We start from the raw sequence: 12,315 nt of genomic DNA on the forward strand, positions 1-12,315 counted from the left end.
AAATGAAAAAAATCGCTTCGTGATACCCCCTGAGGTAAGGGAGTGACCCCAATCATAAGGTAAAGCACGAGAGTGCTTTGCCGATAGCTTAGAAGTAGGTGCCTAGTTGTGGTATAATGCAACCATGATTGCAGATGTGTAAGTGTATTTCTTTAATTGGGGGAATAGCATTGACTCAAGACAATCTTCTATGGAGTGATGTTTTAGGTTTATTAAAGGATCGGATGAGCAAACCAGCTTTTGAAACCTGGTTTAAGGAAACCAAAGCTATGATAGAAGGTAATAACTGGATAATTATTACTCCCAATGAGTTTTCAAGGGATTGGTTGGAATCTAGATATTTGTCCGAAATCAAAGAGGCAATATATTCAACTACCAAAGAAGAAGCTAATGTGGCTGTGATTGTGGAGAATCAAAGTGTAGGAGTTTCCCAGCTAGATGTAAAAATAGAAAGCATACTAACCCAAATAGAATTCCTTACCCAAAATGAAAAAGTAAAAATATTATCCTTGATAAAGGACAAGTTTACAAAAGAAATAATTAGTTCGAAGCCTCAGTGTGGGGAACAAAATACAGAAAATAGTAATTACGATGAACCAAATAGGATTAGCAATCTTGAAAAAGAAGTAAAACAACTAAAGGATGAACTTACCGGACTGCATACGGAAATTAGATTACTTAAGAAAATCTTGGCTAATCAGAACTCCGGGGATACACAGGAGCAAGGGTGAGAATCTAAAACTCACCCCTGTACTGCAGCAGATTAAACTTCGTCTCCACAAAAATAATCACTTAGTTGGCTGTCCAAACGTTCTATTTGAATGAGTTGTGAGTGAGGAAATCCATCTCTATTCGTTTTCTTAGAACACATCCAACAGGAGCAATGCACCTTTCCTTTAGAAAACTGTGCAATATAGGGTACATACCATTTCAATTTCTTAGCAAGCTTCGCTTTACGCCGAAAGACTCTTTTCCGATGATGTCGATAATATGAACGACTTCGATTTTTTCGTTGTGGCTTCAATCACCATCACACTCCTTGGGATAAGGCTCAGCCTGTAACAGTCCCCCAAAGAATGATTTAAACCGTTACAGGCTGAGTGTGATGGCAATGTACAGGGTGAGAAGGTTCAATCTAATCACCTCTTAAAAATGTTATTATTTTTTATTATACAGCAATTACTTTTCGGTCATTATTTAATTTAATCTGGATTGTAATGAACGGTAAAATAGGTTACAGTTATCTATTTCAAATAGAAGGAGAAATGGCATCTACACTATAGTAGGTGTTTTTTGTTGTATTTATATTTATGGGAGCGTCAAACGTTACCCCCCAGTTAATCATGCTCACTTCAGGGTACCCCCTCAGGTAGAGGACTGACCCGAATCATAAGGTAAAGCACGAAAGTGCTTTGCCGATAGCAATTATTCCACCTAAAGTCGCCNAGCGGAATCATGAGATTATCTTATGAGTTTATTCCATTGCATCGGGTTTTCCTTTTTCATCGTAAGCGTTAAATTCTACCCACCTATTAATCATAAGGCAGAGATAATCCTCCTAAGAACTTACTTTGGAGGATTATCATGACGAGAGAGGAACAAAACCAATTATGGGAAGAACGAATGACTGCTTTTCTAGCTAGTGGTCAGAGTAGGGCTAGCAAAAAAAGTGTTCGAGAAGAACTAATTTACGTATTTAGAGTACTCAGAGGATTGACCACTTAGTTGAAAATAGCTCGATCTACATACAATGGTTAGTTAGGGGGCGCAGTTTTCCTCTTAGAATGCGTCGAACCCTATCTTCCTCGCCGTTTGGAACGTGGATGTACACAAGCTTAAATAAGAAGAAGAGTAGACTTTGCGTTTGCAAATCTACTCTTTTTATTCTTTACGAATGAGGAGAAATTATCGTCATAGGATCAGCTCATTGAACATATTCTTATGTCCACTTCTCTAAAAAGTTTACAAACGATTTAATGATCGAGATTTCCAGATCTTCTTCTCTAAGTACCATCCACGTACGTCTGATAAGGGGAACACCGTCAAGTGTGGTGCATTTTGCAATAAATAGATCCTCATTTTCATTCAGCAGAATGTTTGGTAATATGGCGTACCCCAGTCCGTTAAGGACCATTTCTTTACAGGTTTCCATCTTGTCTACTTCCATTGTAATCAGTGGAGGATGCGAGTACCTTTCATGCCACCAGTTATCGATCAATTTTTTTAATGATGTATCTGTATTGTAGTAGATTCGAGGGAGATTAGGCAAATCATTGATATCAATTTGCTTTTGAGAAACAATACACATGTTTTCTTCTAATAAAAGCTTTCTTTGAAATGGAAAATTATAATCCCCGCGTATAATTCCGATATGAACTTTCTGTTGGTAAACGTGATTGATCACTTCTTCACTCCATCCCGTTGTAACGTTGAAATCAACATCCGGATATTGGCTATGAAAGTTCTTTAGAATAGTAGGCAGTTTATATCGCGCAAAAATGCTAGAAACCCCTAGTCTTAAAGTGCCTTGAACTTTAGTGTCCATATTTTGCAGATATTCCTTTGTTTTACGCAATTGTAGAAGCATTTCATCCGCATATTTCACGAGATGCTCTCCCTGCGGGGTAAAAGCAACTCCTCTTCTTCCTCGATGAACAATTTTAATTTCAAATTCTTGTTCTAACTGCTGTAACCGATATGTCAGAGCGGGTTGAGAGATGCGAAGCTTATCAGCTGTTTTTGTAATGTTTTTTTCTGCAAAAAGGGTATGCAATATCACCCAATCCTGATTATCCATTTATCCCCAACCTCCAAAAATAAAAAAATATTATCTTACAATTGCATCACGATAGAAAGTGTTTATATCAAATTATACTAATATATTTATCGATATACTATATTGATTTTTAAAAAGATACGATGGAATGCCGCAGATGATTGTGTTTTCCCACTGAAAAGCATGTATATCCCCAAAATAACTGCTATAACAGCCTGTTCAGACATAAGTTTTTTTTATTGTATTTTATAAAATAACAGTATTTTATTTATTTCAAATAAAGGTATACAATTTAAATAGTTAAAAAAGTAAATCAATAAACTACTTTTTTTAGAATAGGAGAGTGGGATAAACAGATGTTTGCTTATGGACAACTAAATAGAATCCCAAGCACCCTAATGAGGGGTGGAACAAGCAAAGGACTTATTCTTCGTTCCGTTGATCTTCCGAAATCTCCGATCCTTAGGGATCAGATAATTTTGAAGATATTTGGTAATGGGAATAGTCAGATTGACGGAATTGGCGGAGGTACATCTCTTACCAGCAAACTGGCTCTCGTTGGTCCTCCAGCTCATCCTGATGCCCACATTAATTATACCTTTGGTCAAGTCAGTTTGGAAAAAATGGTCATTGATTATAAGGTAACCTGTGGAAATATGGCATCCGCAGTTGGGTTATATGCTGCTGAAGAAGGATATGTAAATCTGGAAGAGCCGCTGACCTCCGTTCGAATTTTTAACACGAATACAGACAGAATGATTGAGGTTCAAATCCCGGTAAAAGATGGGCAAATCCAGTACGATGGTGATTTTTATATTGCAGGAGTGTCAGGGACTGCATCAAGAATTATGGTTAACTTCTTGGATGCCGGGGGCACATTCACTGGGAAGACTTTGCCGACGGGGAACACAATCGATACGATTCAATTAGAAGATGGCAGAGAATTTAGTGTTTCAATCATTGATACAGCCAATATTGTTGTGTTTATCGGTGCAGAGGCGCTTGGACTAACCGGGACAGAACTTTCAAGCGATATTAATGGAAATCCAACCTTAATGGCTACATTGGAGGAAATTCGAGTAAAAGCAGGTATTAAAATTGGTGTGATCGATAGGGCTGACCATGTAACGCCAACGACACACGCTCTTCCTAAAATTGCTATGGTATCTCCCGTCAGAATTTATGATACAGAAAACGGAACGAAAGTAACGGAGCAAGAGATTGATATTGTTGCACGGTATATCTCCATGGGAAGCTTGCATCGGGCGTTTGCTGTAAGCGGTGCCATTGCTCTAGGATCGGCTGTCAAAATACCTGGGACGATACCCAATCAAATGGTCCTATCCAATGAGGGCGGAGTTCGCATTGGACATCCAACTGGAACGATCTATGTTGAGGTTCAGGCAGAGAAGGCCGGAGAGGAATGGAACGTAATACGCGGCGGGATAGGCCGTACGGCGAGAAGATTGATGGATGGTTACGCCTATGTGCCTACCTCAGTGCTCTCTGGAGAGATAAGTTAGTTGTAATCTTTAGGATGCTCCAAACAGCATCCTACTAACTCAATGGTTACAGTAAGCGTTTCCAAAATTGACATTTATATAACTTAGGAGGTTTTATCATTATGAAAATCAAAGCAGCAGTAGTTGCCCTGGCCATGTCAATCGGTTTAGTGGGTTGTTCAGGAGGATCGGCTGACACTTCTGCCTCAGGTCAAAAGGCACTTGACTATCCACAACGTCCTATCGAAATGGTCGTTCCTTTCGGGGAAGGAAGTGCTAGTGACACCTTTGCTCGAAAGTTTGCCGACTTAATGAGCAAAAACACCTCTCAACCTGTTCAACCTATCAACAAAGATGGCAGCGGTGGATTAGTAGGAATGGTTTATGCTCATAGCCAAAAAAATGACGGGTATACCATTTTCCAAATTACGCCTTCCCATGTTATTGCTGACGTTTTGGGCAAAGGCAAAGAAATCAAGTTAATGACAGAGTTTGAACCGCTTGCACAAATCCAATCTGATATTTACGTTTTATCTGTTCCTGCCGGAAGTCCATACAACAGCTTTGAAGAGTTAGTTAAAGCAGGAAATGAGAAAGAAATTACGTTTGCGGGGGTTTCTCCTGGAGGCCTTGATGATTTAACGCTAAATGCTTTAGCTGCTGAAACCGGAATCAAAGTGAAATTTATTCCATACAAATCCGGTTCCGAAGTAAAAGCTGCTGCACTTGGCGGAGAAGTAGATGTTTACTTGGATAAATTAATTTCAGCCGTAGGATTGATTAAAGACGGAAAAGTGAAACCGGTTGTCGTCTTTAACGATAAGCGAATTGAGTCCATTGCTGAGTTGAAAGATGTACCTTCTACTGTTGAACTTGGCTATAAGACAACGATTGGTTCCTGGAGAGGCTTTGTTGTAAAGAAAGGAACGCCTGCTGAGATCAAGCAATACTTAATTGACACATTAAAAAAGACCTATGATTCTCCTGAGTACCAACAATTTGCTAAAGAAAATTTAGCGGATATCCGTACGGGATATCTAGGACCGGAAGAATTTGCAAAGCAATGGCAAGCTGAGTACGAGGTTTTTGATGCCATCGCTAAAAAAACAGGCTTGAAAAAATAAAAAACAAGGCGGCTAAAAACCGCCTCGTTTCATTCAGAAGGTGATAATATGGGAGAACTGATTTTTCACATCATACTACTCGTTGTAATAGGTTTATTTTTTAAAGAGTCTCTTGTCATTGATACCGAGAGAGTATCAGATCCTGTTGGACCTGCAGGATTTCCTCAAGGGATTATCGTGATCTGTGCTGTTTTGCTTTTGATTTCTTTATACCAAGCGGTTCGAAAGTATACGAACAGAGATAAAACGGTTTCATCGGAAAAACCGGCGGAGTTAAGTAAAGAGTTTATGGGTATCTTAGCGGCCATTTCTATTTATTTGCTAGTTGTGGACTATTTAGGATTTATTCTTTGTACGATTTTATTTTTTATTGCGTTATATGCTCTGCTCGGCAGAGGTATTAGTTTTAAGGAAACAGCCAGATCGGTTGTATTCTCTTTCGGTTTTACTTTAGTTTTTGGAACTCTCTTGAATCTTCAGCTCCCAAGAGGTATCGAGATCTTAAAAACATTCAGCTATTGGATCTATTAATAGAAGAAAGGAGGAAGCAGAATGGATTTTCAGTTACTTATAGATGGATTATTAACCACCCTTTCGCCAGTTAACTTACTTCTGGTCATTCTAGGGATGATGGCTGGTATTATATTTGGTGCTCTTCCCGGTATCAGCGCATCCATGACGATCGTCCTGTTGTTGCCTTTTACTTACTATTTAGGCATTATACCGTCCATTATCTTGCTTGTAGCTGTCTATATGGGGTCAGCTTATGGTGGGGCGATTACAGCCATTTTATTTAATACACCGGGTGACCCTGCAGCCGTCGTCACGGCGATGGATGGATATCCTATGACCAAACAAGGGAAAGCTGGCCGAGCATTAGGGCTGTCGATCAGTGCGGGTGCAGTTGGCGGAATTTTCTCTATTATTGTCATGTTATTTTTATCCCCGCCTTTATCAGCTTTTGCTCTGAAAATTCAAAGTGCTGAATATTTTGCTTTAGCTGTTTTGGGTATGACGCTGATTGCTTCTATAGGAAGGAAAAATCCTATTCGAACGCTTATATCAGGAGGTATTGGGATTCTATTAGCCACTATAGGTTTGGACCCTATGACAGGTGCTGAACGTTTAACTTTCGGTGATATTCACTTAATGAATGGGATTGACTTTATCCCGATTATGATCGGGGCCTTTGCCTTTGCAGAGGTTCTGTCCCAAGTCGTCGAAAGGAATAGCAGTGGATCGTTTAACATGAGCAGCAAAATCCCTCTTGAGGGGTTAAAACTAAAAGATATGTGGTACCATCGGTGGTGTGTACTTCGCGCTTCTGTAATTGGAACTATGATTGGTATTTTACCAGGTACAGGAGGTTCCATTGCATCCATCGTGAGTTATGGAGTGGAAATGAGAACCAGTAAAAATCCGGAGAAATTTGGAAAAGGCGCAGAAGAAGGAGTTGTAGCTCCTGAAACGGCTAATAATGCAGCTGCTGGAGGATCCATGATTCCGATGCTGACGCTGGGTATTCCGGGAAGCCCAACAACAGCGGTCATTTTAGCCGCGCTAACTCTTCAAGGATTACAGCCAGGACCACAAATGATGACCGAGCAGCCTTTACTTTTATATGTTATTTTCTTCTCGATGCTTCTGGCTAGTATCGCTGCTTTTATTGGAGGAAGATTAGGAGTTCAAATTTTTGCTTTGATGACCCGTCTTCCTTATTCCGTGCTAGGACCTACTGTATTAGGATTCTCAATCGTTGGGGCTTATGCGGTAGATAACGATTTATTCCAGGTGTGGATTGCGTTACTGTTCGGAGTGATTGGATATTTTATGACCAAATACGATTTTGCTCCCTCTGCGATGATTCTAGGATTGGTACTTGGGAAAATGATGGAGGAGACGTTCAGAAGGCATTTGTTAGTGACAAATGGCGATTATGCATCCTTTGTTACTAACCCCATTTCAGGTGTTATTCTGCTCATAGCTGTTTTGGGAGCACTTTACCCATTGATTTCGAAATTAGTTAAAAAGAATAGTCCTAACGATCTTACACAATAGGAGGTTTTTTTATGGTCCATAAGGGTGCTGCTGCTGTACTCTATTTAGAAAATCAACGTACAGTTATTTTACGTAATATTAACAAAACACTGGTTAATGAAATAAGATCACAGTGCGGGAAAAAACGATGTATTTGTAGGGTTGATGGGAAAGAGGTAGATTACGGTAGTGTATCACATGTAGTTTGGATGGATCGAGCGGATATTGGCGACTAAAGGTGAAACCCGGTTTCCTAAGTGTAAGTAAGGGAAGCCGGGTTTTTAGTTTAACTAACGTTTTATAGCCTGTATAATAAGGTATAGGGGATTCCTTATATAAAGTAAAAGGAGCAGACATATTCGTGGATCCGAACGATAAAAGTGTAGAAAAATTAGCATTAAGAATGAAAGAAATTATACAATCATCCGGTTATCAGAATGAAGATATTATCTTTCTTTGCATTGGTTCAGACCGTTCTGTTGGAGATTCCTTAGGGCCTTTAGTTGGGACGATGCTTGAAGAGAATCAGGTGCCTTATCGAATTTACGGGACTTTGGAAAACCCTGTGCATGCCTTTAACTTAGAAGATATTCTAAAAGAGATCAATAAACGCTTTAAAAAGCCGCTCATTTTTAGTATAGATGCTTGTTTAGGAGAGCAAGATCAGGTCGGTCATGTTTACGTGAAAGAGGGACCGCTTGTCCCAGGGAGAGCACTAGAAAAGGTGTTGCCACAAGTGGGGGACTATCATATTGTAGGAATGGTCAATTATATAGACCCGTTGCCAAGCATGCAATTTTTAAATGATACTCGATTATACACCGTTATGAACCTTGCAAAACGGATTGTAAACATGATTGTACAAGCGGCCAACAAGAATGCTGCAATGGATTAAAAAAAAGGGGATGTCCTCTATGCCATTTAAGAATGGTTTGGAGGATATCCCCTTTTCCGTATTTATTCAATGGGTAATTTTAAGCGATAACCCCTGTCAATACAGCAACAATGATCATGACCAAGCTGCAAAATACAGTCCATTTAAATGCATATCGCTGCAGTTCCCCGATGTCTGTTTTAACCATTCCTACCAGTAATAGAGTCGAAGCTACCAGTGGACTTAAAAAATGAACAGGCTGTCCCAGCACGGAGGCCCTTGCAATTTCTAAGGGATCCACCCCATAGACGGCTCCTGCTTCAGCAAGAATTGGCAACACGCCAAAATAGTAGGCGTCATTGGATAGAACGAAGGTAAGCGGCATGCTAGTCAGGGCAACGACTGTCGGGAAGAACGAGCCCAAGGATTCGGGAATGATCGCTACTAATGAATTTGCGACGGCGTCGACCATTTTCGTGCCGGAAAAAATACCTGCGAAAATTCCTGCTGCAAACACGAGTGTGACGACGGTTAAAGCGTTGCCCGCATGGGCTGCTACTCTCTGTCTTTGCTCTTCTAAATTTGGGTAGTTAATCATGGCAGCAATGACAAACCCAATCAAAAATAATACAGGTGCGGGGATTAACCCCATGACAAGTAGGACCATTACGGTAAGCGTTAACATGAGATTGACCCATCTTAAATGAGGGCGCTTCATACCATCTTCTATGGCGGAAGCAACCGCTGCTTCAGCATAAGCGGCTCCCATCTCTGGTGCATGTTTAATTTGGACAACACCAAGTCTCTTGCGCTCTTTTTTTCCCAGTACATAACTTGTAAAAAGAATCGAAGCCATTCCAGCGAGCATGGTCGGCAGGATCGGAACAAAAAATTCATGAGCATCAAGCCCCAAAGCTGCTATCGCTCTAGTAGCGGGACCTCCCCAAGGCGTAAGGCCACTCATCACACTGACAGAAAGCAAAGAAATGGTGGCAAGAATAAGCGGATTCATGCCAAGTCTGAGGTAAAGCGGAAGCATAGCTGAAATCGTTATCATATGAGTGGTAGTTCCGTCGCCATCCAACGCAACAGTCATCGCGATAACTGCCGTTCCAATCGCTATCTTAACCGGATCCCCTTTGATGATTTTTAACATGGTTCTAATAAGCGGATCAAACAGTCCAGCATCAATCAAAATTCCGAAAAATAGAATGGCAAAGAGTAGTAATGCAGCTGATGGTGCGACAACCTTTAATCCATCAAGCATCATCTTTCCAAGTTCTGGACCGAACCCGCCAATGACACCAAAGACTATCGGAACGATGGTCAGAGCGGCCACCGGGGATAAGCGTTTGGACATGATTAAGTAAGTAAAGACAACGACCATGGAAATTCCTAAAAAAGTAAGAATATAGATCCCCCCTGATGAGTAATCGCTTTCTATTCCAAGGATAATATAATTGTACAAATAAGTGAAATCGATTTTTTTTTAGGTTTTTTTAAAAAAATACTTATAATCTGTTTTTTCAAGGGGGACACATTTTATTGTGCTTTTATTAAAGATGATTCGTATTTTTATTTAAATAATCAATGAAATTTTTCACGGTAGAAAGCTTTAACGAATCTTGGTTATACATTAGCCATGTATTTCTCAACAAGGGCTCTCCATTATTGTAGGACAGCGCGTACGTAAACAAGTTATCCGTTGGTTGCAGGCATATTTCTGGCAAAATGGAAACACCGAGGTCGTGTTTAACCATTTCTTTGCAAGTCTCCTGCCGATCGGTTTCCATTGTTACCAACGGAGGCTCTGAAAATCGATCATGCCACCATCCGTAAATTAAATTTTTTAAGGAACTGTCGGTTTTGTAGTTAATAAATGGTAGTTTTGGCAGGTTGTCTAAATCAACTTCTTTTTTGGATATTAAGCAAAGTCTTTCTTTATGAATCAATGTTTTGATTCCATACCATTCATAGTTGCCGCGAAGGATCCCCAACTGAACATTGGAGGAATCAAGAAGCTGCATAATTTCTGTACTCCATCCTGTATTCACGTTAAATTGAACATGAGGATACTTGTTGGAAAATCCCTTTAGTATTTTAGGAAGCCTATATTGTGCGAAGTTGCTAGAAACGCCAAGCCTTAACGTGCCCCTTACTTCTTTTTGCATATTCAATATATAATCTTTCGTTTTTAGCAGCTTTTTGATCATTTCTTCCGCGTAGCCTGCTAAATGGATGCCTTCCGAAGTAAACTCTATTCCTCCTTTTATTTTGAAGAACAATTCTGTTCCAATTTCCTTCTCCAAATTTTTCAGGCGGTAAGTTAATGCCGGTTGTGAAATATACAAACGTTCCGCCGCCCGGCTAATATTTTTTTCTTCATATAAAGTCCTTATCGCAATCCAATCTTTTTCGTCCATACCCATCACCTCTGTGATTTGGATTATAAGTTTTTTTGTGTTTTTTTTTAAAAAAACATGTATTTTACTTATTATTGAACCTATCATACTATATTTTCATAGGAATCGGGACTGCTAAAATATAGACAGAGAAAAGGTGGTTGTACCAATGAAAGTACCAGTAGCTGTAATGCGTGGAGGAACAAGTAAAGGTGTGTTTATCAACTTTGAACATATGCCTTCCAATCGCTCGCATTGGGGAGACTTCTTACTAGATGTGATGGGGAGTCCGGATCGCAGACAGATTGATGGTCTTGGCGGAGCGAATTCGTTGACAAGTAAAGCGGCGATTATCAAAAAATCGGATTCAGCAGATTTTGACGTGGAATATACCTTTGCGCAGATCAGCATCGATAATCAAATGGTTGATTTCAAAGGTAATTGTGGGAATATTTCGTCTGCTGTAGGGCCGTACTGCATTGAGCAAGGATTAGTAGTTGCACAAGAGCCTGTTACTACGGTGAGGATTTTTAATACGAATACTCAAAAACTGATTATCGCTGAAGTAGAAGTGGAAAACGGACGTGTGAAAATCGATGGAAGTTGCTCCATTCCCGGCGTTCCCGGTACGGGGTCACCTATTTATCTTTCGTTTACTCGTGCAGAAGGAGCGGTTACCGGAAAACTCTTTCCCACAGGAAATCCGGTTGACATGATTAAAACGAAAGACCGTCTGATTCCTGTTTCCATTATTGATGTTGCGAATCCACTCGTTTTTGTAAGAGCGCAGGATATTGGTTTGAGGGGCAACGAATTGCCTTCGGATTACACTCAACAAAAACTAAATGAATTAGAAGAAATTCGATCAATCGCTGCTGAAATGTGCCAATTTTCCGACAGAAATTCTGCTACATTGAAATCCCCCGCTGTTCCAAAAATGACGATCATAGCTCCACCGATGAGCTACGTTGATCTAACAGGAACGGAAAGAAAAGCGTCAGAAATGGATGTCATGATTAGAATGATGTCGATGCAAAAGCCTCACCAAGCCCTTGCGATCACGGGTGCGATCTGTACAACAGCAGGAGCCTTCTTACAGGATACCATTCTGGCTGATATGGTAGACATCAAACAGGAAATTTTTCGATTGGCACACCCTGCTGGAATTATGGAAACGAAAGTAGATTTTTTGGCAGGCCATATATGTGCTATTAAGGTTGTACGTACTGCAAGAATGATTTTAGAAGGCTACGTGTATACGAAAAAAAATTATAATCTTGCCTATCAATTAGCTTGAAATAAGAGATAAGAGTATAACTACATGACAATAAGAACAGTCTTTATTATTACACTTAGCTTTCATACGATGGTAAGCACAACAAGGCCTCTTATCACTTTATACGCTTCTCATCTGGGAGCTGGTACGTTTGAGATTGGTTTATTGACGGCTGCTTTTGCATTCTTTCCGTTGATTTTAGCCATACATGCTGGCAAGATTTCGGATCAGATGGGTGACAGAATACCGATATTCCTAGGGAGCATCGGTTGTACGGCTGGACTAACACTGCCGTTTTTAGTGCGCTTGGCAGCGCACTATACT

At 40.1% G+C, this 12,315-nt stretch carries 14 protein-coding genes; 10 read left to right on the top strand and 4 right to left on the bottom strand.

Going from position 1 to position 12,315, the window contains the following annotated elements; translation table 11 throughout:
* Positions 1–170: 170 nt before the first annotated feature.
* The gene (locus tag EIZ39_RS25795; RefSeq protein ID WP_240675954.1) at positions 171–731 is read left to right on the top strand and encodes a DnaA N-terminal domain-containing protein; all 561 of its coding nucleotides are present in this window, start codon (positions 171–173) and stop codon (positions 729–731) included.
* A gap of 32 nt (positions 732–763) precedes the next feature.
* Here EIZ39_RS25795 and EIZ39_RS25800 read toward each other — a convergent pair whose 3' ends face one another.
* The gene (locus EIZ39_RS25800; RefSeq protein ID WP_129204397.1) at positions 764–1,024 is read right to left on the bottom strand and encodes a hypothetical protein; all 261 of its coding nucleotides are present in this window, start codon (positions 1,022–1,024) and stop codon (positions 764–766) included.
* A gap of 560 nt (positions 1,025–1,584) precedes the next feature.
* Here EIZ39_RS25800 and EIZ39_RS27015 point away from each other — a divergent pair.
* Complete coding sequence (locus EIZ39_RS27015; RefSeq protein WP_164985352.1) at positions 1,585–1,725, top strand: hypothetical protein; 141 nt, start codon at positions 1,585–1,587, stop codon at positions 1,723–1,725.
* 214 nt (positions 1,726–1,939) lie between these two features.
* Here the strand turns inward: EIZ39_RS27015 and EIZ39_RS25805 are convergent, their stop codons facing one another.
* Positions 1,940–2,797: a LysR family transcriptional regulator gene (locus EIZ39_RS25805; RefSeq protein WP_129204399.1), complete on the bottom strand. Its 858-nt coding sequence runs from the start codon at positions 2,795–2,797 to the stop codon at positions 1,940–1,942.
* Between the two features lie 335 nt (positions 2,798–3,132).
* Here EIZ39_RS25805 and EIZ39_RS25810 point away from each other — a divergent pair, with 335 nt between their 5' ends.
* The 6 genes from EIZ39_RS25810 (at position 3,133) to yyaC (ending at position 8,334) form a co-directional block, all read left to right on the top strand.
* Positions 3,133–4,299, top strand: a complete 1,167-nt coding sequence (locus EIZ39_RS25810) for a 2-methylaconitate cis-trans isomerase PrpF family protein (protein ID WP_129204401.1) — start codon at positions 3,133–3,135, stop codon at positions 4,297–4,299.
* 101 nt (positions 4,300–4,400) lie between these two features.
* A complete protein-coding gene (locus EIZ39_RS25815; RefSeq protein WP_129204403.1) occupies positions 4,401–5,402 on the top strand; it encodes a Bug family tripartite tricarboxylate transporter substrate binding protein in 1,002 nt (333 codons plus the stop codon).
* 48 nt (positions 5,403–5,450) lie between these two features.
* Positions 5,451–5,933: a tripartite tricarboxylate transporter TctB family protein gene (locus EIZ39_RS25820; protein ID WP_129204405.1), complete on the top strand. Its 483-nt coding sequence runs from the start codon at positions 5,451–5,453 to the stop codon at positions 5,931–5,933.
* 21 nt (positions 5,934–5,954) lie between these two features.
* Positions 5,955–7,460, top strand: a complete 1,506-nt coding sequence (locus EIZ39_RS25825; protein WP_129204407.1) for a tripartite tricarboxylate transporter permease — start codon at positions 5,955–5,957, stop codon at positions 7,458–7,460.
* A gap of 11 nt (positions 7,461–7,471) precedes the next feature.
* A complete protein-coding gene (locus tag EIZ39_RS25830) occupies positions 7,472–7,675 on the top strand; it encodes a hypothetical protein (RefSeq protein ID WP_129204409.1) in 204 nt (67 codons plus the stop codon).
* 125 nt (positions 7,676–7,800) lie between these two features.
* Positions 7,801–8,334, top strand: a complete 534-nt coding sequence (gene yyaC / locus EIZ39_RS25835) for a spore protease YyaC (RefSeq protein ID WP_240675955.1) — start codon at positions 7,801–7,803, stop codon at positions 8,332–8,334.
* A 79-nt stretch (positions 8,335–8,413) separates the two neighbouring features.
* Here the strand turns inward: yyaC and EIZ39_RS25840 are convergent, their stop codons facing one another.
* Together EIZ39_RS25840 and EIZ39_RS25845 are read right to left on the bottom strand one after the other, a co-directional pair.
* A complete protein-coding gene (locus tag EIZ39_RS25840; protein ID WP_129204416.1) occupies positions 8,414–9,724 on the bottom strand; it encodes a CitMHS family transporter in 1,311 nt (436 codons plus the stop codon).
* A gap of 145 nt (positions 9,725–9,869) precedes the next feature.
* Positions 9,870–10,736, bottom strand: a complete 867-nt coding sequence (locus EIZ39_RS25845; RefSeq protein ID WP_129204411.1) for a LysR family transcriptional regulator — start codon at positions 10,734–10,736, stop codon at positions 9,870–9,872.
* Positions 10,737–10,884: 148 nt separating this feature from the next.
* On the opposite strand from EIZ39_RS25845, the gene EIZ39_RS25850 reads away from it, so the two are divergent.
* Positions 10,885–12,012, top strand: coding sequence for a 2-methylaconitate cis-trans isomerase PrpF family protein (locus EIZ39_RS25850; protein WP_129204412.1), 1,128 nt, complete (start codon positions 10,885–10,887; stop codon positions 12,010–12,012).
* Between the two features lie 24 nt (positions 12,013–12,036).
* Positions 12,037–12,315, top strand: a 279-nt coding sequence (locus tag EIZ39_RS25855) for an MFS transporter (RefSeq protein WP_164985353.1), incomplete at its 3' end; no start/stop codon positions are given.

Origin of the sequence: Ammoniphilus sp. CFH 90114 (assembly GCF_004123195.1) — a bacterium.
Lineage (GTDB): Bacteria > Bacillota > Bacilli > Aneurinibacillales > RAOX-1 > YIM-78166.